Raw genomic sequence first — 22,716 nt, forward strand, 5'->3', positions numbered from 1 at the left:
CAGGTTTCAATTATTAAATCGAAATTAGCTGTAAAGCCCCTGAGGGGATTTCAATATTGACTTAAATGATTTAGATTTTGTGCTAAAAGTACTTAATCAAGGTCTAATTCTTTCTTTGCAAGGTATTCCGTTGGCATACAATCATAATATTGCTTAAATGCCGTAGAGAAATAAGAAGGTGAATTAAAGCCCGACATATAGGCAACTTGCGCAATGGTATACTGTCGTGACTCCATCAATTCTACTGCTTTTTTAAAACGGATACGCTTGATAAAATCAGTTGCAGATTCGCCGGTAATGGCTTTCAATTTTAAATAAAGATTTGATCTGCTCATGCCTATTTCCCGGCTAAACTTATCGACTGAAAAATCAGACTCCGTAATGTGTGATTCAATAATAGCAATAGCAGCTCTTAAAAAGTCTTCATCAAGCGTATTGAAAGCTATATTTTCCGGAACGATCTCCTTGGAACTAGAATAATACTCTTTTAATCTTTTGCGTGAACGACTGATGTTTTGCAACTTAGCTTCGAGCAAAGCTATAGAAAAAGGTTTGGTAACGTAATCGTCGGCCCCAACTTCCAATCCTTTGATCTGCTGATTGGTTTCAATTTTAGCGGTCAGCAAAATCACCGGGATATGACAGGTTTGAATATTTTGCTTTATCCTTTTACAAAAGTGTATCCCATCAAGTTCTGGCATCATTACGTCACAAATGATCAGATCGACAGACTCTTCTTCCAATAAAGCTAATGCTTCCTTACCATCATAGGCAACACTAACCTCGTAAATCTTATTAAAATAATTTTTAAGATAGCCTACAATCTCCGGGTTATCATCGATGACCAGCAGTTTCTCTTTTTCAAGCTCTGCCCCCTCTGTTTCTATTTGAACAAGCTCTTCATTTTCTACAACCTGGCTATGGATAACATTTTCTACAGAAAGCTCGTATCTTGGTACTTCGTTATGCTCGTCAGCCTCATACAACTCATCAGCCAAAGGGATAACCACGATAAAAACACTGCCTTTACCTGCTACACTATCTACTGTAATGGTTCCATGATGCAATTCCACTAAACGTTTGGTAAAAGCCAGACCAACACCAGAGCCCAGGTTCATCTCCCGGCCATCTACCTGGTAAAACCTGTCGAAGATGCGATCCCTATGTTGCTCAGCAATACCAATTCCTGTATCACTTACTTTAATCACAGCATCACCATTCTTCTTAGCAAACTCAATATTTATGGAGCCCCCTTCCGGAGTATATTTAAATGCATTGGAAAGCAGGTTAAACATGATCTTTTCAATAGCATCCTTATCAAAATAGAAGGACAATCTTGCCTCCGTAGAGCGGAAAGTGTATTTGATTTTATTCTTTTCAGATAAAGTGGTAAACGAACCATAAACCTCATGGATAAAACTAACCATATCAGCCTTATTTACCTTTAGCTTTTTAGTACCCAACTCTGTTTTCTTAAACTCAAAAAGTTGATCAACCAGATGATACAAACGCTTTGCATTATGCATCATCAGTTCATGATGTTTCCTTAGCGGTTTATCAGTAACCGGCTTGCTCATGATCTCTTCCAATGGAGCAAGGATCAGGGTTAAAGGCGTACGGAATTCATGAGAAACATTAGTAAAGAACTCCATCTTCATCTGATTGATGTAGTCTACCTTTTCTCGTTCCATTCTTTCCAGTTTAAGCTGATGCAATGTCCTTATACGCTCCGAAACTACACGGTATACCATATACCCTGCAGCAGCAGCTAATATGATCATCAGCAGATAGAACCAATTGCTGTTCCACCAAGGTGGAGAGATCACAATAACCAGCCTTTTCACAGCACTGCTTTCTCCTGAAGGGCCAATGGCTCTTACCTGAAATACATATTTTCCAGGTTGCAAATTGGTATAGCTAGCCTTAGACGTACCCTCCGTGATCTGCCAATCGCTATTAAAACCTTCCAGCTTATACTCGTACTTCGTTTTACTGGGCGAGATATAATTGAAGGCATTAAAAAAGATCGTAAACTGTTTATATTCGTGCTTAAAAGTTAGCTTTTCGGCTTGATCTATATGTTGATCCAAAATATTGGAACCATCATCAGGAACAACTGTTTTATTAAATACTTCGAGCCCCGTAAAAGTCACCTTTAGTTTAAGTAGATCTTGCTTCAAAGCTTTAGGATAGAAGTACGAAATACCGTTTATACCACCAAAAAGCATCATCCCATCAGCAGCTTTACAAAAAGCATACAGATTAAACTGATTGTTCTGTAAACCATCCTTATTGTCAAACACCTGTAGTTTACGAGTATCCGGATGAAACTTAACCAGACCTTTATTAGTCGAAATCCAAAGATACCCTTCATCATCGACCAGTATACCATAAATAGTCCCCTTAAGAAAATCCTTACGTGTATTAAAGGTGACAAACGATCGGGTTTTTTCATCAAATAGGTTTAAGCCATCCCGTGTTCCTATCCAAATACGGTTCTTATTGTCTTCAACAATACAGCTTACTACATCATTACTAAGTAAGGTACCTGGAAAAGTATCAAACAACAGGTTATCCGGGTAAAATATATTTACGCCGTTTGTTGTGCCTATCCATATTCGCCCTTTAGAATCTTCGAGCAAATAGGTCACTTCATCAGAAGTTAAACGCTTCCCGGCCTTATCCATGTAAAAATGATTAAAGGATTGATCGGCAACATTAAACTCATCTAAACCGGACCGCGTCCCTACCCACATTCTACCCTTATGATCTTTTAACAAGGCATATACCATATCTCCGGTAATACTTTTTGGATCCGTTGATGAATGCCGATAGACCCTACTTTTTCCGGTAGCGGGATCGAAATAATTGAGGCCCTCATTATGCGTACCCACCAATAATTTACCATTCTGATCAAAAGCAATAGCTTTGATGTTGTTAGAGCTTAGTGCTCCCTGACCCGATTCTTTATAAGTATAATACTTAATAGTACCTGCGTTTCGATTCCAATAATTTAATCCTTTATCATTGGTACCGATCCAGAAATCGCCTTTATGATCTTGCTTAATTACATTTACGACCTGGTCATTTAAAGATAGTGTTCCTGTATTCTGATTCAGGAGGTTAAACTTAATGTCATTGTGATGATAATAGTTTATTCCTCCATAAAAGGTACCCATCCACATCCCATCCTGATTGTCCCGATATACGCAACGTACCGAATTTTGACTAATGGTATAAGGTATAGAAGCCTGGTGATAGTAATTTTGAAAAGTTCCGTCCTTAGCATCAAGAATAGAAAGTCCTTTAAAGGTTCCTAACCAAATGTTACCTTTTACGTCTTTGCTTATCCCGCGTACATCATTATCAGCTAGTCCGGCAGGATTGCTAGGGCTGTGTCTATAGTTGCTCGTTACGCCAGTGTTAATGTTGTACTTAATTAATCCATGCCCCTCAGTACCAATCAGCAACCATTGTCCATCAATAAAAAACTCATTAATTCTAGGTCTGTTTACACCTAAATTTATAGCCATCAATTTCTTTGTCGCCAAATTCATTTTGAACAAGCCAACATCAGTGCCCACCAGCAAAGTATTTTTTAACAAGGCCAGGCGGGTTACACTTTTAATATTATAAACCGATGTGTCGAAATTAATTTGCTTAAACTGAGCGGAAGCCTGATCCAGATAGAAAATCTCTCCCGCACTTGAGCTGGCCCAAATTAATTTGCCGGCATCTTGTACAATGGATGAAATATACCATTCGCCTGATTTGCGGGGTAGTTGGTAATTCTCGAAGCTATTGGTTGCATAGTCATAACGACTTACACCCTGGTTACCACCTACCCATAGCAGCCCTTTATCATCCAGATAAATACTGCGGATATAGTTTGACTGTAAACTGGTTTTATCGCTTTTAGAAGGTCTGTAAACCGTAAAACTCTCTCCATCATAGCGGTTAAGCCCATCCTGAGTGGCCATCCACATAAAGCCAAGTGTATCTTGTACAATAGAAAACACCGTACTTTGCGACAAGCCTTTATCGACAGAAATACTCCTGAAATAACGCTTTACAGGTTGCTCAGTAACATCTTGCGCATGTACGATCTGGCCTGTTAATACCAACCAAACCAACAAACAAAAGATAGATACTGCTTTCCTCATAATCCCGCGTCAAAATTAACTACATCCGGCAAACTATCCACTACTTCTTGTCTGTTTAATGTCTTATTTTTTATTTCAATCAGCATAGAGCTACCTTTTATATTGTGCTCATAAACTTTGTCTTGAATTTTAACAGGCATAGCACCATAGCTAAACGCGACGTTATCAATAGCTGATTTTACGACCAATGATGCAGGATTAGCTGCATTTAGCTCAGCCATAATATTCCAAACTCCTACTTGTAAGTTGTAAAGCCCATTTACCTCATTCACCATTTTAATCACCTCTACAGTTTTGTTTTTTAACTGAATGATGGTTAAAAACCGATTTACCCGCACTGGATTAACCGTACTGATGCCTGCATGCCATTGATCTTTAAATTCGATGATATTTCCTTCATCATCGGTCTTACCTTTCCAGTTTTTTGCAGGGTAATTATATTTATCATGGACCACCATTTGCAAAGGAGTATGTGCATAAACAGCCGCATTTACACTAGCAAATCCAGTTTTCACATCAAATTGTTGTGATAGGGCATTTACTGTGTTTTTCCCATTCATCATAAAGGGGCTATGAAATTGCGTGGTCCATTTTACAGGTTTATCAGCTTCCAACTCATCATATAAGACTACGTAATTACTGTCTAATTGTAACATGTGTCTTCTGTACAATTTTACACCAGAGTTGCCATAACCGCTACGCTTATCGGCTTTAATACCAATTTCTTTAAAGCGTCCCAGCCAAAAGTCAGTAGTTACCTCACCATAAGCATTTGAAGCATCACCTAAAGCATATTGAATATGTTCTCCCGTCATAAAGCGGGGCATCCAGCCATATCCATCCTCGCCTATCCTTTGACCAAGACTATCTGCCAAAATTGTATTATACCCTCTCGAAGAACGATAATCCAACAGATTATGTGCATCGCTAAAATTGCTATAAAACCCAGTTCCACCAAATATCTTTTTACCCTTATAGTTGATGGTAAATGCATTTTGAGCAGCATGACCATGACCTGCAGCACCAAAAGGATTGGCCATTAAATAACTAGCCAGTTCTTTCCCTGCATGTGTCAGGTCGGAATGCATAGCTGCCAAACCAATGTCTTTAAATTCTCGACCTTTAGGCAAAGCCGAAGGCAAGGCTATTTGTTTTACTGCTTTTGGATTGAAATTCAACAATCTAAACAACTGAAAATCATCATTCCCTTTAAAATACTCAGGCTTACTTTTCTTTATTTCGGAAACATACCAGTTGAGGTATGAATTATTCATTTTCATAGATAACGCATCGGCAAATACAGCCTGCATCTTTACCATGTCCTTTAAATTCTCGTGCATATCTCCAACTGCGGTAGAAGTTGAATTTGGTGGATAGCTATACAGCATATAATATGGAAGATTCTGCATCCAGGACTGCTTAAAATAATCTACCCCAGAAATATTACCAAATAGCTCCGGTAAATAGATCAATGTTTCATAATGCACCCTGAAATAACCATTACCTTCATGCCATCCCCCATCAGTAGTCCCCAGTACCGGAAAACGGGCGCTCCATACTTCATATACATAGGTCAGCCATTCATTTGCTTCCGGCAAATCTCCAGCTACAGCGACTGCTGCAATAGAGAAATTGCGTAAAATATGTTGCCAAACATGGTTATCGCACATTTGAAGTTCAAAGCGGTTAGGCAAACCTTCATATATCCTTTGTCCGCGGATGCTGATTGTCCTTCTTAAAACGGCTTTTTCTTCAGCAGTCAGGAATTTATAACCGGCATCATATAGCCAGGCCAATCCTTCAAGAATATTCCCATTATTGAAATCATCACGTGTAGCCAGACTTTCAGGATTCATCCTGGCCACATGCACTGCCCTTTTTATCGCTTCTTTTATAAAACGTTCATCTTTGCTCAATTGGTAAGCAATACACAAGTTTCTAATTGGAGTAGCTACTTTTTCGCCAAAACCATGGTACATAAACTCAACCATTTGTTTGCGCTGCAAGGCCGTCATTCCCGTCGTATCACGCGGTCGGGTAGGTTTTTCTTCAGGCAAAGGTTGCCCTAATAATTTAGTTGAAGCAGCGATAAAAATCTTCGCTTCAGGATTTTGTTTGTTATTGGAATAAAAAGCATCAGCACCTTTGTTCATACCCCACAAACGAGGATGAATGGCCTTACTTTTTTCCAATATAGTTGTTACAGGCGGTGATACTGACAGATTTTGGGTCTGCTTTTTAACGATGAAATCGTATACGGGCGACCAGTTCCATTTCCCTCCCGCCTTCTCGGATGCTGCATATTTCCAATACCATCTGCCCGGTTTTAGGCTTTGGTGTAAAGGGTATACCGCCCAGCGCTGTTCAACACCGGTTATCACATCCTTTTTAAACAGGCTATCCGTTGCCAAAAGGACCTTATATTTTACAGTCTTACCTTTTATACCCGGCCACAGCAAACAAGGACTGTCATCAGGCACTTCAACACGGTTTACAGGATATGCCCATTCGCGTGTACGAGGGTGAAGCATACCCGTATCCAACTTTTGAATTACCTGTTGTTGAATAGTTTGGTTAACCGGCGTAAACAGTAAGGCCGACTGAAGGATGATTGCTAAGGTTGTAGCCATATCTATTTTTTTTGCGCATAAAATGAGTCTTGATGCATTTCACACCATTTCTTAAGATAAGCGCGCATTTGGTTCAGTTTCTTTTTATAGGTAGCTTTTATAGCTAGATTATCCGTCTCACCCGGGTCTTTTTCAAGGTCAAACAATTGTTCCCTAATCTCACCCTTATCGTATATGATATATTTAAAATCTTTGGTCATCACTATAATACTCCCCAAATATTGGACGGCTGATTAAATTCATAAATTTAACAGTTGAAAATGAAAAAAGAGCGTAGAAAATTCAGTTCTGTTTTCAAGACCAAAGTGGTGCTTGAAGCAATTAAGGAAAGTAGTACCATGCAAGAACTTGCGTCCAAATACAGTCTCCATCCCACACAGATCACCGCGTGGAAGCGTGAATTTCTTGAGAAAGCCGATACGGTGTTTGGTTCAGAGAAACCAGATGAAAAGGAAGAATCTAAAGAGAAGGAACTGTACTCCAAGATTGGCGAACTTCAGATCCAGGTTGATTTCCTAAAAAAAGTCTTGGGGAAATGAGTATGATTGAAAGGCGTAGCCTTATTTCCCCGGAGCACCAGGCGCTGAGTATTGCCAGTCAGTGCAAGCTACTGAACTTGCAGCGCAGCTGCTATTATTTCAAGCCTAAAGGCGAGTCGCTGTTCAACCAGTCGATAATGAATTTGATTGACCGTAAGTTTCTTGACTGCCCGTTTTACGGCGTGGACCGGATGACTGCGTATCTTAACAAAGATTTGGGATGTCATGTGAATAACAAGCGTATACGTCGTCTTTATCGTGTGATGAACCTGCGGACAATTTATCCTAAAAAGAACCTGAGCAAGGCTAATGCGGCACACCATAAATATCCATATTTGCTGAAAGGCTTGAAAATAGATCGGCCGGGCCAGGTTTGGCAGGCTGATATCACTTATATTCCCATGTTCAGAGGCTTCATGTATATGTTTGCCATTATTGATGTGTACAGCCGAAAGATTGTCGGATGGAGCATTTCAAATACCATGACCGTAGAATGGTGCAGAGATGTACTGCTTGAAACCATTGAAGAACATGGTACACCTGGTATATTTAATACGGATCAAGGCTCACAGTTCACCAGTCCGATCTTCACTAAAGCACTTAAAGACAGTAATGTAAGTATATCTATGGATGGCAAGGGAAGAGCCTTGGATAATGTGTTCATTGAGCGATTCTGGAGATCTTTGAAACAGGAGTATATTTATCTTAACCCACCTAACGGTGGTATGGAATTATTCCAGGGTATAAAACGGTATGTGGAATTTTATAACAATGAACGAAGGCATCGGTCAATGGACGATCTTACGCCAAATGAGGTATTCTATCAAAATAATAAAAAAGTGTCCTAAATAATCTTAAGTTTGACCTATAGCTGTCCAGCAAACCGGGAGTACTTCATCACAGCCCTCCCCTTAATGCCTAATAACCGATCATTATCGGCAAAATCAGTTTCTATAACCAGCGTATCACGCAGTTTAAGGCTAGGGTTTGAGATACGCTTGCTTAAATCAACTCCTTTTAAATTTGCGGGTGTTTGAATACCTGCAAAGCCACATATAGTTGGGATCATATCAATTCCATTGCAAACCAATTGATCGTCAGTTTTTGCTTTCCATTGCCCGATTTTAGAAATCATAAATGGTATTTTAGCGGATTCCTCATAAAGGATCTGTTTTTGATTCCATTCATGGGCTGCATAACCATCGCCATGGTCACTGGTAAAAATGATAATCGTATTATCTTCAATACCGTATTTCTTTAAGGAACCCAGCACCATAGCTACGTAATTATCTACCTTCTCTACCAATCGGTTATAGGCCCAGCGATATTGACGCCATTCTGTTTCATTCCAACCTACTGAAGGATACGTACGTGGATTTACTTTTTGCTGCTCCCTCACGATAGCAGGTTCATGCGCAGGTATCCGCCAGTTGGCAGGTAATTTAGGACAAAATGCAGTATCAGGCGCTGCATCTAATACATCCATTTTCAATTCATCTCCTCTGGCCCATTCACAAATGTCATGCGGATTAAGAAAGGAAGCCACCAGTAAGAAAGGATTAGCCTTGTTTTTTTTAATAAAGGCAGCACATTGTGATGGCGTAACTGCATCAGTATAATCTCCTGTACCGGTATTTTCGATGGTTTCAAAACCATGCTGTTCTATTTTGGTAACAGGAACAGGCAGGTGCCATTTGCCGACATAGCCGGTTTTATAGCCTCCTGCCTTAAGTATTTTACCCATCATCAACACAGAATCCGGCCATTGTCCGTCTTTTTCAGGAGAGTTCCCTGTAAAGCCGGTTTCATGGGGCATTCTGCCACTAAAAATGGATGACCTTGAAGGCGTACAAAGTGGTTGAGCGCAATACGCGCGGGTAAAACGGGTTCCATTAGCAGCCAGCATATCCATGGCTGGCGTATGTAAATCCTTGTTACCTGCATTACTCATTGCATCAGCAGTTTGCTGATCTGTCATGATGATGATGATATTCGGCTTTGAAGCACTTGCCTTTTGGGCCTGTACCTTAGTATTTCCAAATCCAGCCAACAATACAGCAGCTATCAGTAATCCTTTCACTTTGTACGTCCTCATCCTTATTTCAAATAATTGTAAACAGAATCCAATTTAAATTGCTTTTGCGCTTCCTTACTTGGGCGTGGTGTTTTGTCAATCTCACTAAAATATGGGGTATTGTCCCAAATGATTTTTCCACCTACAGCCCTGGGGTCTTTAGTTGCTTTAAGATAGGCGTCCAATTTCTCCGCAAGTTTTTGTTTAATTTGAGCATACTCAGGCTTATAAGCCAGGTTAACCAACTCATCAGGATCTTTATTCACATCAAACAATTCATCAGCTGGTCTTTTAGCAAATGCCAGGTCAAATAAAGGCTTTACTTTAGGATTGTCTTTATTGGCCATTAAATAAAACTTAGCAGGACCTGGATAGTGCATCATATAAGGATCAACATCACCATAAAGCGGTGGATCACCTGCAGGCCATCTGTTTGGTTCATAATTGCGAATGTATAGGAACTCCTTTGTACGAATCGCCCGACCAGGATAACTCGTACCATGTTGACGCACAAAAGCATGACGTTCTCTACCATATACTACATAATCTCTTTCTTTTGCTGGTTTTGTCTGCTCATCAACAAAAGGTAAAAGACTTTTAGCGGTCATATCTGAAGGCAATTTAATATTTGCCAACTCCAAAAATGTTGGGGCAAGATCATTCAATGTAACTAAATTTTCGGCAACGGCATTGCTTTTAAATTTACCCGGCCAGGAAATAATAAGTGGCACATGGGTACCAAAATCATACAAATTAGCTAAGCCTCGTGGCATTTGCCATCCATTATCAGCGCAAACAACTACAACTGTATTTTCAAGCTGGCCACTGGCTTTCAATTGTGCCATAGTTTCGCCAATGATACGATCAAACTTCTCAACTTGCGCATAATAATCGGCTATATCACCACGTACTTCCTTCGAATCTGGCAAATACTTTGGTACGGTAACTTTATCCGGGTCAATGCCTGCTGCCTTACCAGAACCAGTTGCCTGAATATTGTTCGGATCATATGGTCTGCCAGGTTCATAACTGCTTATCCAAAAGGTCCAGGGCTCCTCACCCTTTCTGTCTTTAAGAAAATCTTTAAATGTTTTAAAATAATTACCTGCAGGATTATGAGGGCGACCGTTAGCTTCATAGCTACCTGGACCCCATCCTTTACCATTAAAACCAACTTTATAACCTGCCTGCTCCATCAAATCAGTATATATGGTAAGCGTAGTTGGCAATGTGCCCCACAGATTGGCACCTTCTTCAAGACTCCAGATATCTTTACCTGTTAATATACTTCCGCGCGCTGGTGTACACGATGGTGAGTTACAAAATACATTGGTAAATCTTACCCCTTCGCTGGCTATTTTATCCGTATTAGGTGTTCTAACTACTTTATCTCCATAAACACCTGCGTGGTTCCAGGATTGGTTGTCAGACATTAGAATTAATATGTTGGGCCTTGTCTCTGTTTTTTTAGGAGAGCAGGAAGCCCAGGTAAGCACCATCATGAGTGCAGCCGGGATGTATTTAAAATTGTTAAACTTCATCTTTATCGTTTATTTTGAAATAGTTTCTGTTGGATTCGTGTCTTTATATTGCACCTGTAATTTTTTAAGCTGCTCTTTTAGCTCTTTTATGACTGGTAGATATGCTTTATTATCATACAAATTATTCATTTCCTTTGGATCTTTTTGCATATCATAAAGCTCCCATTCATCGATATCATTGTAAAAATGGATCAGCTTATAACGCTCTGTTCTAATACCATAATGTCTTTTCACCATGTGCCAGCTTGGGAACTCATAATAATGATAATACACTGCCTTACGCCAGTTTTCAGGAGCTTTGCCTGCATTATCCATTACCGGACGCAGCGATACACCCTGCATATCATCAGGAATTTTAACGCCTGCATAATCCAATAAAGTTGGTGCAAAATCAAGATTCATTGCAAAAGCATTGCTTACTGAGCCAGCTTTAATAGATGCCGGATACCTTACCAATAAAGGCGTCCTGAATGATTCATCGTACATAAAACGCTTGTCGAAGTATCCGTGCTCACCCAAATAGAACCCCTGATCGGAAGTATATACAATAATGGTATTGTCCAACTCCCCTATTTTCTTCAGATAATCCATTAATCTACCTACGTTTTCATCTACAGAAACCACACAAGCAAGGTAATCTCGCATGTATTGTTGGTATTTCCAACGCACAAGATCAGCACCTTTAGGATTTAGCTTTTTAAACTCAGCGACACGCTTGTCATATACTTTTCTCCAGTTTACTTTCTCCTTATCCGTCATACGGTTATACACTTCAAAAAAACGAGCTTTATCTAGTGATGGATCATTGGCTTGCTTATAATCATCGCCCTTAGCATCTTTAAACTTTTCGTTATCCGGCAATCTAGCCATAGAATCTAACTGCGCAGTTGAAAGCATTTTAAGATCCCATGCAGGCCACATATCCGTAGAAATGTTCATCAATTGTTCTTTAGCAGCCCTACCTCTATTCTTAAAATCATCCAACAGATTATCAGGTTCCGGGAAAACAGTATTGTCGAACATACCCAAGTGTCTTGGTGCTGGCAGCCAGTTACGGTGCGGTGCCTTGTGCTGATAAATCATCATAAAAGGCTTGTTATGATCTCTTTTTTCCAAAAAACCAATCGCCTTATCCGTAATGATATCCGTTACATAACCTTGTTCTTTAATCCGTTTACCATTTTCTAAAAATTCAGGTTGATAATACTGTCCCTGATTAGGCAAAATGCTGTAATAATCAAACCCCATTGGGGTTGAGCCCAGGTGCCATTTACCAATCATTGCAGTTTGATAACCTGCTTTCTTTAACAACTGAGGATAAATCACTTGTGTGCTATCGAACACTTTAGAATTATCTGTCAAACCGTTAATATGGCTGTATTTACCTGTCAGAATTGTAGCCCTTGAAGGGCCACATACGGCATTGGTTACAAAACAGTTATTAAACAAAATACCCTCGCTGGCAATCCTGTCCAGGTTGGGCGTTTTAATTAACTTACTACCATAAGCACTCATAGCTTGAATGGTGTGATCATCTGTCATGATGAACACAATATTCGGTCTTTTACTTTGAGCATAGAGCATATGCCCCCCCGTCACAATATATAATAGCAGTAAAAATCGCTTCATAACAGTTTTTGATTTACACAATTTGGTTTTCTCGACAAAAACGAAAGTATAGGAGTCTTCCAAGAATAGATTTAGGTATTGTTTAAAATCCTATCACTTTTGGTTAACACGCTAATTATGTTACAATAAATCATTAAAAATTTCACCACATTCATCAATTTCAAAATGAATATATCCGATTTCTAAAGCCTCTGTTTTTTTTGCGCCATACCTTCATAAAATCATTAATATCTAAAATTGATGGCTCCAATAGCATTAAAAACAAAAACATAATTATGAAAACACTACTAGGTGCATTTGTTACTTCTATCGCATTGATGGGATCAACAAGCAGTATGGCAGTCACGAAGAACAACGGAGATGATTGGTTAAGGAAATCGGCAAAAACTGCGGTATACCAGTTGACAAAAGCAGCGCAAACTTTTACACCGGGAATGAACCCAAGATCTATCAATCCTGATGGAAGCGTAAGATTTGCTCCTGTACGCGATTGGACCACCGGATTTTTTCCGGGGACTTTATGGTACGGATATGAATTGTCAGGTGATAAAAATTTAGCAGAGCAAGCTAAAAGATTTACCCTTGGTTTAGATTCTGTACAATACGTAAAGGATACACACGATGTAGGTTTTATGCTGTACTGTTCTTATGGTAATGCCTACAGATTAACGGGGGATAAAGTTTACCTTAAACCATTAGAAAATGGTGCAGCCAATTTATATGCACGTTTCAATAAGAAAGTAGGTGCTATCCGTTCATGGGATTTTGGTCACTGGCAGTTCCCTGTAATTATTGACAACCTGATGAACCTGGAATATTTATACTGGGCAGGAAAAGAATTCAATAAACCGGAATGGTTTGCAGCCGCAAAAACACATGCAACAACAACCATGAAAAACCATTTCAGAAAAGATTATAGCTCATACCACGTGATTAGCTATGATACTTTATCCGGTAAAGTATTGCAAAGGGAAACCCACCAGGGCCTTACACACAATTCGGCATGGGCTAGAGGACAAGCATGGGGTCTATATGGTTATACCATGAGCTATAAAGATACTAAAGACAAAAAATTCATTGAACATGCTGAGCACATTGCTGCATTCATCATGAATCATCCAAAAATGCCTAAGGATAAAATTCCTCTTTGGGATTTTGATGTGCATAATGCAGACCGCTCGCCAAGAGATGCTTCTGCTGCTGCTGTAATCGCTTCTGCATTATTAGATTTGAGTACTCAGGTAAAAGACGGCGATAAATATTTTAAATTTGCCGAGGATATATTAAAAACCTTGTCAACAGATGAGTATTTAGCTAAGCCGGGAGAAAACCAATTTTTCATACTTAAACACAGCGTAGGTGCTTTCCTTTACAATTCGGAAATTGACACCCCTTTAAACTATGCAGACTATTACTTCATGGAAGCTTTAAAAAGATACGCAGAGCTTAAAAAAATTGATTTGAAAACAATCGCCCAGTCTTAATTTAAAACCAAATAATGATGAACGTAAAAAAAATCATCCTCTTACTTACCCTTGCACCTACGCTCCTATTTGCGCAGCAGCAGGGTACGCCGGTAAATAAAGACAGCTTCAATAACCTGAATCTGAATTATCCCGGTCTGGAAGAGGTAAACAAACTCGTAGCTGCTAAAGACTATGAAAATGCTGCCAAAGCCTTATTAAAGTATTATAGAAAAAGGGATAACATTAAACATCCTGACTATAATATGGAAGACAAAGTCCAATTTTCTGGTAAAAAACTAGCTGCAGGTGTACAGGAAAAAGCTGATAAAGGTATGCTACACCAATTCTATGTACATCCCGGATATGGTTTTATAGATTATGGTAAAGATATCGATTGGCAATATTGGCCAATTAAGGACAATGAAATTCGTTGGCAATTGCACCGTACCTATTGGTGGCAACCAATGGGACTGGCTTACTGGTCGTCTGGTGATGAGAAATATGCTAAAGAATGGGTTTTCCAATTCCGTGACTGGGTAAAAAAGAACCCAAAAGGCTTATCTAAAGAGAATGACCGCTTTGCTTGGCGTCCACTAGAAGTATCTACGAGGATTCAGGATCAAACAGGAACGTTCAATATGTTTGTGAACTCTCCTAACTTCACCCCTGACTTCTTGCTGGAGTTCCTTAATATTTATAACCAACAAGCTGATCATATCCTAAACAATTACTCTAATCAAGGAAATCACCTGTTGTTTGAGGCCCAAAGGATTATTTATGCAGGTTGTTTCTTCCCTGAGTTGAAAGCAGCTGATACCTGGAGAAAAAGTGGTATTGAAATCTTAAATACAGAGATCAAGAAACAAATCTATCCTGATGGATTACAATTCGAGCTTTCGCCAAACTATCATGTAGCTACCATCAACATATTTTTAAAAGCATTGCGCATGACCCAGTTAACTGGCATGTCTAATGAGTTCCCTGATAGCTACAAGAAAACAATTGAAGGAATGATCATCGCTTTAGCTGATTTTTCTTTCCCTGACTACTCCTACCCAATGTTTGGTGACGCCAAATTAACTGGTAAGGACGAAATGCAGAAAGAATACAAGAGCTGGTTGCAAGTTTTCCCCCACAATCAGGTCATTAAATATTTTGCAACCGATGGGAAACAAGGCACTGCACCGGAATATTTGTCAAGTGCTTTGAAAACAGGTGGTTTCTATACTTTTAGAAACGGTTGGAAAAACGATGCGACAGTAATGGTGTTAAGAGCCAGTCCACCGGCATTCTTCCACAGTCAACCTGACAATGGTACATTTGACCTTTGGGTAAAAGGCCGCAATTTTATGCCGGATGCAGGAGCTTACGTTTATAGTGGTAGTCCTGAAATTCAGAAATTGAGAGATGAATACCGTCAGACTAAGGTACACAAAACCTTAACGCTTGATAATATCAATATGGATAGCTGTAATGCAAAATTGATCACCTGGAAAACCAGCCCGGCTGTTGATTTATTGGTATACAGCAACCAGAGTTATAAAGAACTGAACCATCGCCGTAGCGTGCTGTTCATCGATAAAAAGTACTTTGTGATCATTGATGAGGCCATTGGTGCTGCAAAAGGCAATGTAGGTATTCACTTCCAACTCGCTGAAGAAAGTGGTACTACTTTTAACAAGTCAAAAAACAGCGTACAAACCGGTTATAAAGATGGTAACAACCTGTTGATCCAAACCTTAAACAAAGGTGCTGTATTGACAGAAGAGGAAGGTAAAGTATCTTATTCGTACCGTAAAGAAGTTGCCCGCCCAGCTTTTGCATTTGAAAAAGCTAAAAACGACAACAATACAGTAAGTTTTACGACTGTACTATACCCTTTTGAAGGCAGCAAAGCTCCGGAAATTAGTGTAAAAGAAGGTTCAAAACATAACCTTGCTAAAGGCTTTGTTGATTTAACTTTAACTATTAATGGTAAAAAGACTCAGATTACTGAGCAATTAACAAGTAATTAATTTTTCTTTTTCTACCTATGAGATGGGGAGTTGTGACATATTAGTCGCAACTCCCTTTTTACATTTTTTTCAGTTTTCTTGCGGCCCTTTCTCAGCCCGGATAGGACTCATTAATAATGTGCTACTCCTATTCGTCAGGATGTCTGGCTTCAATTCAATTATTCCGAACCAGAGACGAACCGGAGTCGAACCAGAGTCGACTTAAATACGACTATATTAAGGAGCATGGTACACCGTTTCTATAATGGCAATACAGATCTCAAAACGATCAAAAAAACTTTTTTTAGTGCTATTTTTACTTTGACAACCTAAATTTAGCCCGAATAAAACTGTTGATATGCGTTCTATGCACTTTATACAGTTCTTTGCGTAAATCACTTCAGAGCGTCATTTTATGCGCCACAAATGGCACAAAAATTACAATATCACCATTTCTACAACGGCAATTCCGTATTTAAATATATAAGTTGTATTTTAGGCGCTTATGAACAATTCAATCAGACCTTTTATTGATCGGCTAATTGCTAAAGGCTTCAAACCTTTTGCAATGAGTTTATTGATCGTACTTTGTCTGATTTCGTCTTGCAGCATTAGAAAAGGTATACAAGCCATTTTTACCGGTAACGCAATTGAACATATCAATGGCAAACCGGGGAAATCTGTTATCCAGCACAAGAGCGTTGAATATGTTGCTGCTGAGTGTAGTACTGCAGGTCAAAACCTGGATTTACAACAGTCTTTAACAAAGCAAGATTCATCTAAAAAGGCAATGATGCCATTGCTATTTTTACTGTTACCTGGATTTCTGCTTTCACTGCGGACGATTAAAGACAAACCCGGACTTCCTGTCCCCTATTCAAGACTGCAATGGTCTTGCCTTCCTTTGTTCTTACAGAACAGATTGCTATTGATATAGAATTATCGCTAAGCGGATAGCCCGCTTTTAATGTCTATTTCAACAATTCAATCATTTTAATTTTCATGACCATGAAGTATTTTCTTCAGCTGCCATGCCTGTTGGGCATACTTTTTAGTATGCAATTAAAGGCACAGCAGCCAGATACCCTTTCTTTAAAACAAGCCTGGGATCAGGCTTACAAAACTTACCCTGCACTTGCCGGACAGCAGGCGCTCATCGGTGAGTACCAAATGCGTAAACAGGAAGTACAGAGCCACTCTTTACCACAACTGCAATTTCAGCTACAAAACTCCTTCGGCACCTTTGCCGGAAGTACAGGGGCCTTTTTTCCTGTACCTGGGGTATTTAATGTCACAGGAAATGCTGTCCCCAATGGTACTCAACCAAAAACAGCGGCCAACACCTTTGGATCCGTGTTGATGGACTGGAAAGTATTCGAATTTGGCAAGCAACATAATGCAATTAAGGGTGCTAATTACCAGGTTGAAGCTGCGAAAAGCAGCTACAATGCCACACAAATCTCTTTACAGGTTAAAGTTAGCCGGCTTTACTTCGATGTTATGTACAGCAATGCCAATCTGGACTGGACTGACCGGAATTTAAACCGTGTAAAGGAAATTCTTGAGCTTACCAAAAGTCTTACGCAAGCTGGCTTAAAACCTGGTGCAGATACGTTATTAGCTAGCTCGTCCTATGCTCAAGCCAAAGCCTATCAGAATGAATGGCGAGGGAAATACAATGCCAGCAGAGTTAATTTTACAGAAGTTGTACCCCAAAATAATTTCGTTATTCCACACCAATATTTTATGTCATCTAAAAATTTAGAGGTTATTGCGGATACTATTTCGGCTGATCATCCCTATCTGCAAGTGCTAAACAATCAGGTTTTATATGAGCAAACACAAAAAGACATTGCAGCCCGAAAAGCATTGCCTTCCCTATCCATTCTTGGTGGATTATCATCAAGGGGCACTGGCATCAATGTAGATGGAACCATCGAAAGCGGAATTGCCTCAGGCTACCGCAATTATGCCAATAATTACCTGGTAGGTGTTGGATTAAGCTGGAACATCAGTGGTGCTTTTACCAGTTCATTGGAAAAGAAACGCGTTGAAAAAACGATACAGGTGCAGCAGGCAAAATACGAGCAACAGAAGTTGCAAATGAATACCTCATTAAATGCTGTTACTACCAGAATTGTACAACAAAAGCAACAAATTGAGCAAAGTCATATCGCTGTCAATACCGCAAAGGAGGCCTATACACTATACCTTTCCAGATATGAAAGTGGGTTAATTAACCTTACGGAATTGTTGCAAATCCAATCTATCCTTCAAAAAGCTGAAAAAGAAGCTATCGAGGCTCAGGAAGTACTATGGGATCTGCTGATCACGCAATCCGAAATTTCGGGCGATTTTAACATTTTGTCTAACCAATTTAACCAGAAACCATAATTATGATCAGATTTGCATTAAAAAAACCAATTGCGATTATGGTAGCGGTTATTGCAATTGCCTACTTTTCGATTACCGCAATACGAAACATCAATGTTGACATATTTCCAAAAGTAGAACTTCCGGTCATTTATATAGCTATGCCCTATGGTGGATTAACGCCCGCTTATATGGATGGTTTTATGGCCAATGAATTTCAGAAGGTACTGATTTTTGTGAGTGGAGTTAAAGACATTGATTTTAAAAGCGTTCAGGGATTTACACTCATGAAGCTAAGTTTTTATCCCGGAACAGATATGGCACAAGCATCGGGTGAGCTTTCAGCTCAGGTATCCAGAGCTATGGGATTTTTGCCGCCTGGGGCTGTACCACCACAGGTAGTCCGTTTTGATGGGAGTTCACTACCTATCGGACAACTGGTCTTTGAAAGCCCCATTCGTTCCATTACTGAGCTTCAAAACCTTGCTCAAACAAAAGTCAGGCCCATGTTTGTCACTATTCCTGGTGTAACGGCCCCCGCTCCTTTTGGTGGAAACGTTCGAACCATGGTGGTAAAAGTGAACCCGCAGCTCATGCAATCCTATGGACTTTCTGCGGAACAGGTTACGATGGCTATCGCTAAAAATAACTTCCCTGCACCGGCAGGAAACATCCGGATTGGAGATCAAAGTCTAATGACCCCCTTAAACTCTATTGCCAACGGGCCGGATGATTTTTTAGATATTCCCATAAAATCATCCCCTGACAACACGATTTTTATCAAAGACATTGCCACAGTAGAGGATGGAGCCGATGCAACTACAGGATATGCTATCATTAATGGTAAAAGATCAGTTTATCTACCTGTAATTAAAAAAGCCGATGCTTCTACCTTAAAAGTAGTTGAAAACTTAAAAGCGGCAATCCCTAAATTAAAAGCCGCTATGCCCGAAGATGTAGACTTGAAATATGTGTTTGATCAGTCGGGTTATATTGAACAATCCCTGGAAAATCTGATTCATGAGGGGATCCTTGGCGCAATCCTTACCGGAATCATGGTGTTTCTATTTCTTGGCGACGTCAGAGGTTCATTAATTGTGGTCCTCACCATTCCTATCGCCATTCTTTCGGCAGTGATTATGCTCTACCTTTTTGGTCAAACCATCAATGTAATGACCCTAAGCGGATTAGCACTGGCTATCGGAATTTTGGTAGATGAAGCTACTGTTACGATAGAGAACATACACCAACACTTTGAAATGGAAAAGCCAAAGCAACGAGCTATTTTGGATGCCTTGCTGGAAATCTCCATCCCAAAAATACTGATCCTGTTTTGTATTCTTGCCGTACTGATTCCATCATTTATGATGAGCGGGATCCCGAGAGATATGTTTATGCCCCTATCCATGGCCGTTGCCTTTGCTATGATTGCTTCTTTTATCGTATCTCAAACCTTTGTACCCATACTGGCCAACTGGCTGATGAAGCCAGAACTCCTGGTGCATCAAAAGGTGAGCTTCCATAAAAAGAAGCTTAGCAGATTTGAAAAATTTAAACGCAAATACCTGATTCTTACACGTTACGGTCAAAATAGAACAGGAAAAGTAATTGGCCTATACTTGGTAGTGGTGCTTACCCTGATCATCACCGGAGGAATGCTTATTGGAACAGATATTTTACCAGCAAGTAACAGCGGTGACATCCAGCTTAGGATTATCGCACCCGAAGGAGACAGACTGGAAAAATCTGAGGATTACCTCAAAAAAGTAACCGCCATTGTAAAGAATCAACTTCCAGACAATGCCATCAAAATCAGCTCTGCATTTGTAGGCTTACAACCTTCTGCAACTGCCATAAACCCAATCTTCCTATTCACCAGTGGGCCACATGAATCGGTACTCCAGGTTTCCATTGATCAGCACTTGTATAAAGGTTCTATTGCCAAATTGAAAGAAAGTATCCGCGAAGCTATTCGTCAAAAGCTACCAGAACTTAAAATCAATTTCGAGCCCATTGAACTTGTTGAAAAAATCATGAGCCAGGGTGCCATGACACCAATACAGATTAAAGTTGCCGCTGCACAATTAAAAGGAGCTGAAAAATTTGCTAAAAAGCTGGAAACAGAACTTTTAAACATCCCCTATTTAAGGGATGTTAGAATTGCAGAACCCATCAATGCGCCGAGTTTGCAGATCAATGTAAACAGAGAGTTAAGTGCCCAATTTGGATTAACCATGGAAGATGTGTCTCGCGCACTAACCATGGCGACTTCTTCTACCCGTTTCACTAACAAAAACCTTTGGGTAGACCCTAAATCGGGTCTGGTATTCCAGGTACAGATCCAAATCCCTGAATCAGCTATGCAATCGCTCGAAAAACTACGTTCACTGCCTTTAAAAGCAGGGCAAGCCAGACCAGTATTGGAAGATGTGGCAGAGTTACGCATGGTTAAACTTCCTGCACAGGTAAACAGACAGGGCCCAAACAGATATGTAACTTTATTGGCTAATACCTATCAGTCTGACCTTGGTATGGCTTCTAAAGCAATTAAAGAAGTGATTAAAGCCGCCGGAGAACCACCACGTGGCGTGTTGGTTTCTACTGAGGGCTTGATGCAGTTATTAGACGATACACTTTCCGGACTTCAAACCGGATTGTTGGTAGCAATCGTGGTCATTTTCCTAATGCTTACTGCTTATTATCAATCCTTTGTGGTGTCTGGCTTAATCTTATCTGTTGTGCCTGCAGTTATTGGCGGAAGTCTGATTTTGTTAACCTTATCCGGAAGTACTTTAAATCTCCAATCCTATATGGGGATCATCATGTCGGTAGGTGTCTCGGTGTCCAATGCAGTGCTGATGATCAACCAAGCCGAAGTTAACCGTTTAAAACGTGGCATGGTTGCCAGACAGGCCGCATTTTTAGCCGTATCATCCAGATTGAGACCAATCATCATGACTTCCCTGGCCATGATTGCCGGTATGATACCTATGTCGCTAGGTATGGGTGAAGGTGGCGAACAAGTTGCGCCATTAGGGCAAGCAGTTATTGGTGGATTGATCTTATCTACACTTACAGCGCTGCTGGTATTGCCTCATTTGTATGCTACGGTAATGAAAAACCGCAACAGAAACAGTCCAACACTTGATCCTGATGATCCGGAAAATATAAACCAACAAAAATATTTTATGAAACCTATTAATTTTAAAAGCGTTGTTTTAATGATTCCTTTGCTGTTTATCCTTGCTTCTTGTGGACAGGAGAAACCAAAAAACACTACTAAAAAGATTGTTACTGCCCCGAAGGTTCAATTTGTGAATCCGAAAACTGATCAGCCTGTTTATTCATTAGAACTTCCAGGTGAGCTTAAGCCTTATGAAGTCGTTACACTTTATCCAAAAATTAAAGGCTTTGTAAAGCAAATCCTCGTAGATCGTGGTAGTCACGTTAAAAAGGGCCAACTGCTTGCCTTACTTGAAGCTCCTGAAGTTAATCAACGATACCTTGCTGCAAAATCAGATGAAAATAAATCCTATGAGGATTACCTGTACAGTCGTCAGGCTTACGAAAGGTTAAAGAAAGCTGCTGCCAAATCAGGTGCAGTAGCAGAAATTGAATTGGACAAAGCAAAAAGCAAATTTAGAAGCGACAGTGCAGCCTATGCTTCAGTAAAAGCCAATACGGGTGCCTCAGCCCAATTACAGCAATATCTACGGATAACGGCTCCATTTGATGGTGTAATTACTGACAAAAATGTATCAGTTGGTGCCTTAGTGGGCGAGAATTCGCAAGCTGCGCTGTTTTCAGTTGCACAGACCAATCACCTCAGGTTAACTGTAGCCATTCCTGAGAAACATACCCAATCCCTGGGTAAAGACACTAAAATTTCCTTTACGGTTAGTGATCATCCGGGAAAGGTTTTTAAATCGAGTATTTCACGTAAAAGCAATTTATTACAGCAGGAATCAAGGTCGGCAACCGCCGAATTTGATGTTCCCAACAATGACAATCAGTTTGGTGGTGGAGAATTTGCCCAGGTAAAACTAACAATGCGGAGGACTTATCCTACGATGTGGTTACCGGCTAGCAGTATTGTCTATGCGCAATCTGGAGTCTTTGTCATCAAAGCCGAAAACCAGATGGCCAAAAGAATACCTGTCAGCATAGGTATACGCAAAGGTGAACTTCAGGAAGTATTTGGAGAAATCAGCCCCAAAGATCAAATTGTAAAAGTTGGATCAGAGGAATTAACTGAAGGCAGCAAATTGTAATGACGTAAAATGCCCAACTGAGCTTAGTTGGGCATT

Annotated in this window: 13 protein-coding genes; 7 read left to right on the forward strand and 6 right to left on the reverse strand. The window is 40.0% G+C overall.

Features of this window, described 5'->3' with window-relative positions:
* Window positions 1-92: 92 nt before the first annotated feature.
* Genes P0Y49_13075 through P0Y49_13085 form a run of 3 tightly spaced genes read right to left on the reverse strand, consistent with a single transcriptional unit; the run spans window position 93 to window position 6,993 of the window.
* On the reverse strand, window positions 93-4,163 hold the full coding sequence (locus P0Y49_13075; GenBank protein WEK17729.1) for a two-component regulator propeller domain-containing protein: 4,071 nt from the start codon (window positions 4,161-4,163) through the stop codon (window positions 93-95).
* Window positions 4,160-6,793, reverse strand: a complete 2,634-nt coding sequence (locus tag P0Y49_13080) for a DUF4962 domain-containing protein (GenBank protein ID WEK17730.1) — start codon at window positions 6,791-6,793, stop codon at window positions 4,160-4,162. The genes P0Y49_13075 and P0Y49_13080 overlap by 4 nt, the downstream gene beginning before the upstream one ends.
* Before the next feature lie 2 nt (window positions 6,794-6,795).
* A complete protein-coding gene (locus tag P0Y49_13085; protein ID WEK17731.1) occupies window positions 6,796-6,993 on the reverse strand; it encodes a hypothetical protein in 198 nt (65 codons plus the stop codon).
* 60 nt (window positions 6,994-7,053) lie between these two features.
* Between P0Y49_13085 and P0Y49_13090 the strand changes: the two genes are divergently transcribed.
* The gene (locus P0Y49_13090) at window positions 7,054-7,332 is read left to right on the forward strand and encodes a transposase (protein WEK17732.1); all 279 of its coding nucleotides are present in this window, start codon (window positions 7,054-7,056) and stop codon (window positions 7,330-7,332) included.
* Complete coding sequence (locus P0Y49_13095; GenBank protein WEK17733.1) at window positions 7,329-8,180, forward strand: IS3 family transposase; 852 nt, start codon at window positions 7,329-7,331, stop codon at window positions 8,178-8,180. Before P0Y49_13090 ends, P0Y49_13095 begins: the two co-directional genes overlap by 4 nt.
* 17 nt (window positions 8,181-8,197) lie before the next feature.
* On the opposite strand, the gene P0Y49_13100 is transcribed toward P0Y49_13095, so the two are convergent.
* The 3 genes from P0Y49_13100 to P0Y49_13110 are packed head-to-tail and all read right to left on the reverse strand — an operon-like array spanning window position 8,198 to window position 12,576.
* Complete coding sequence (locus P0Y49_13100) at window positions 8,198-9,427, reverse strand: sulfatase-like hydrolase/transferase (protein WEK17734.1); 1,230 nt, start codon at window positions 9,425-9,427, stop codon at window positions 8,198-8,200.
* Window positions 9,428-9,429: 2 nt separating this feature from the next.
* Window positions 9,430-10,947 (reverse strand): sulfatase, encoded by a 1,518-nt coding sequence (locus P0Y49_13105; protein ID WEK17735.1) that lies wholly within the window; start codon window positions 10,945-10,947, stop codon window positions 9,430-9,432.
* Between the two features lie 9 nt (window positions 10,948-10,956).
* Entirely contained in the window at window positions 10,957-12,576 is a 1,620-nt protein-coding gene (locus P0Y49_13110) for a sulfatase (protein WEK17736.1), read from the reverse strand.
* A 275-nt stretch (window positions 12,577-12,851) separates the two neighbouring features.
* Between P0Y49_13110 and P0Y49_13115 the strand changes: the two genes are divergently transcribed.
* The 5 genes from P0Y49_13115 (at window position 12,852) to P0Y49_13135 (ending at window position 22,680) form a co-directional block, all read left to right on the forward strand.
* Window positions 12,852-14,060 carry a glycoside hydrolase family 88 protein gene (locus P0Y49_13115; protein WEK17737.1) on the forward strand — a complete coding sequence of 403 codons (1,209 nt, stop codon included), beginning with the start codon at window positions 12,852-12,854 and terminating at the stop codon, window positions 14,058-14,060.
* Between the two features lie 14 nt (window positions 14,061-14,074).
* Window positions 14,075-16,057: a heparinase II/III family protein gene (locus P0Y49_13120; protein ID WEK17738.1), complete on the forward strand. Its 1,983-nt coding sequence runs from the start codon at window positions 14,075-14,077 to the stop codon at window positions 16,055-16,057.
* Window positions 16,058-16,541: 484 nt separating this feature from the next.
* Complete coding sequence (locus P0Y49_13125; protein ID WEK17739.1) at window positions 16,542-16,973, forward strand: hypothetical protein; 432 nt, start codon at window positions 16,542-16,544, stop codon at window positions 16,971-16,973.
* A gap of 71 nt (window positions 16,974-17,044) precedes the next feature.
* The gene (locus P0Y49_13130) at window positions 17,045-18,430 is read left to right on the forward strand and encodes a TolC family protein (protein ID WEK17740.1); all 1,386 of its coding nucleotides are present in this window, start codon (window positions 17,045-17,047) and stop codon (window positions 18,428-18,430) included.
* 2 nt (window positions 18,431-18,432) lie between these two features.
* Window positions 18,433-22,680 (forward strand): efflux RND transporter permease subunit, encoded by a 4,248-nt coding sequence (locus P0Y49_13135; GenBank protein WEK17741.1) that lies wholly within the window; start codon window positions 18,433-18,435, stop codon window positions 22,678-22,680.
* Window positions 22,681-22,716 lie beyond the last annotated feature (36 nt).

Origin of the sequence: Candidatus Pedobacter colombiensis, from assembly GCA_029202485.1 — a bacterium.
GTDB lineage: Bacteria > Bacteroidota > Bacteroidia > Sphingobacteriales > Sphingobacteriaceae > Pedobacter > Pedobacter colombiensis.

Bases quoted from the DNA above. Each gene is read 5' to 3' on its own strand.
- P0Y49_13075 (WEK17729.1), bottom strand. From the start codon at position 4,163: ATGAGGAAAGCAGTATCTATCTTTTGTTTGTTGGTTTGGTTGGTATTA.
- P0Y49_13080 (WEK17730.1), bottom strand. From the start codon at position 6,793: ATGGCTACAACCTTAGCAATCATCCTTCAGTCGGCCTTACTGTTTACG.
- P0Y49_13085 (WEK17731.1), bottom strand. From the start codon at position 6,993: ATGACCAAAGATTTTAAATATATCATATACGATAAGGGTGAGATTAGG.
- P0Y49_13090 (WEK17732.1), top strand. From the start codon at position 7,054: ATGAAAAAAGAGCGTAGAAAATTCAGTTCTGTTTTCAAGACCAAAGTG.
- P0Y49_13095 (WEK17733.1), top strand. From the start codon at position 7,329: ATGAGTATGATTGAAAGGCGTAGCCTTATTTCCCCGGAGCACCAGGCG.
- P0Y49_13100 (WEK17734.1), bottom strand. From the start codon at position 9,427: ATGAGGACGTACAAAGTGAAAGGATTACTGATAGCTGCTGTATTGTTG.
- P0Y49_13105 (WEK17735.1), bottom strand. From the start codon at position 10,947: ATGAAGTTTAACAATTTTAAATACATCCCGGCTGCACTCATGATGGTG.
- P0Y49_13110 (WEK17736.1), bottom strand. From the start codon at position 12,576: ATGAAGCGATTTTTACTGCTATTATATATTGTGACGGGGGGGCATATG.
- P0Y49_13115 (WEK17737.1), top strand. From the start codon at position 12,852: ATGAAAACACTACTAGGTGCATTTGTTACTTCTATCGCATTGATGGGA.
- P0Y49_13120 (WEK17738.1), top strand. From the start codon at position 14,075: ATGATGAACGTAAAAAAAATCATCCTCTTACTTACCCTTGCACCTACG.
- P0Y49_13125 (WEK17739.1), top strand. From the start codon at position 16,542: ATGAACAATTCAATCAGACCTTTTATTGATCGGCTAATTGCTAAAGGC.
- P0Y49_13130 (WEK17740.1), top strand. From the start codon at position 17,045: ATGAAGTATTTTCTTCAGCTGCCATGCCTGTTGGGCATACTTTTTAGT.
- P0Y49_13135 (WEK17741.1), top strand. From the start codon at position 18,433: ATGATCAGATTTGCATTAAAAAAACCAATTGCGATTATGGTAGCGGTT.